The following is a 1,508-nucleotide window of genomic DNA, read 5'->3' as shown; positions in this document are numbered from 1 at the left end:
CCGGCGCCTTGTTCCGGCGGGCATGAAACGGGTGGATGGCGTCGCCTGATGCGGCGAGACTGGCGGCAACAGCACCCGGGCGTGAGCCACGGTGCAGCCGCCGCGAGGAGTCTCCCGATGCCCTACGCCCACGCCTTCGGCGCCACGCGCCACCGCTTCGCGGACCTGAAGGACCTGCTCGCCAAGGCCACGCCGCTGCGCTCCGGCGACGTGCTCGCCGGCCTCGCCGCGGAAACGGCCGAGCAGCGCGTCGCCGCGCAGTACGCGCTCGCCGAGCTGCCGCTCGCGACCTTCCTGAACGAGGCCGTGATCCCGTACGAGGATGACGAGGTCACGCGCCTGATCCTCGACAGCCACGATGCCGCGGCCTTCGCGCCGGTCGCGCACCTGACGGTCGGTGATTTCCGCGACTGGCTGCTGTCGGCGCAGGCCGATGCCGGCACGCTCGCCGCGCTCGCGCCGGGGCTGACGCCGGAGATGGTCGCCGCGGTCAGCAAGCTGATGCGCGTGCAGGATCTGATCGTCGTCGCGCGCAAGTGCCGCGTGGTCACGCGCTTTCGCAACACCATCGGCCTGCCCGGGCGGCTGTCGACGCGGCTGCAGCCGAACCACCCGACCGACGATGCCGCCGGCATCGCCGCCACCCTGCTCGACGGCCTGCTCTACGGCAGCGGCGACGCGGTGATCGGCATCAACCCGGCCACCGACAACCTGACGCAGGTCACCGGGCTGCTGCATCTGCTCGATGCGGTGATCCACGAATACCGCATCCCGACCCAGGCCTGCGTGCTGACGCACGTGACGACGACGCTCGCGGCGATCGGGCGCGGCGTGCCGGTCGATCTGGTCTTCCAGTCGATCGCCGGCACCGAGGCCGCCAACGCCGGCTTCGGCGTGACGCTCGCGCTGCTCGACGAGGCGCATCAGGCGGCGCTGGCGCTGCAGCGCGGCCCGCTCGGCGACCACGTCATGTACTTCGAGACCGGCCAGGGCTCGGCGCTGTCGGCCGGCGCGCACCACGGCGTCGACCAGCAGACCTGCGAGGTGCGCGCCTACGCGGTCGCCCGCCGCTTCCGGCCGCTGCTGGTCAACACCGTCGTCGGCTTCATCGGCCCGGAGTACCTCTACGACGGCAAGCAGATCCTCCGCGCCGGGCTGGAGGATCACTGCTGCGGCAAGCTGCTCGGCCTGCCGATGGGCTGCGATGTCTGCTACACGAACCACGCCGAAGCCGACCAGGACGACATGGACGCGCTGCTGACGCTGCTCGGCACCGCCGGCGTCACCTACGTGATGGGCATCCCCGGCGCCGACGACATCATGCTGAATTACCAGACCACCTCGTTTCACGACGCGCTGGCACTGCGCGCGACGCTCGGCCTGCGCCCGGCGCCGGAGTTCGAGGACTGGCTGTACGCAAGCGGCGTGTTCGGCGCCGACGGCCGCCCGGCCGGGGCCCTGCCGGCAGCTTTCGCCGCGGCGCTGGCGCGGATCGGCTGACCCCCCCC

General features: G+C 72.1%; 1 protein-coding gene. It reads left to right on the top strand.

The genetic code is table 11. The features are described 5' to 3' along the window. Window positions 1–117: 117 nt before the first annotated feature. Entirely contained in the window at window positions 118–1,500 is a 1,383-nt protein-coding gene (locus PKE44_RS19425; RefSeq protein WP_324554505.1) for an ethanolamine ammonia-lyase subunit EutB, read from the top strand. Window positions 1,501–1,508 lie beyond the last annotated feature (8 nt).

Origin of the sequence: Plasticicumulans sp., assembly GCF_035331805.1 — a bacterium.
GTDB lineage: Bacteria > Pseudomonadota > Gammaproteobacteria > Competibacterales > Competibacteraceae > Plasticicumulans.
Note: the sequence above shows the minus strand (reverse complement) of the source record. Positions and strands in the feature narration are given on the sequence as shown.

Excerpts from the sequence above, each read along its gene's own strand:
- PKE44_RS19425 (WP_324554505.1), top strand. The coding sequence starts at position 118 with ATGCCCTACGCCCACGCCTTCGGCGCCACGCGCCACCGCTTCGCGGAC.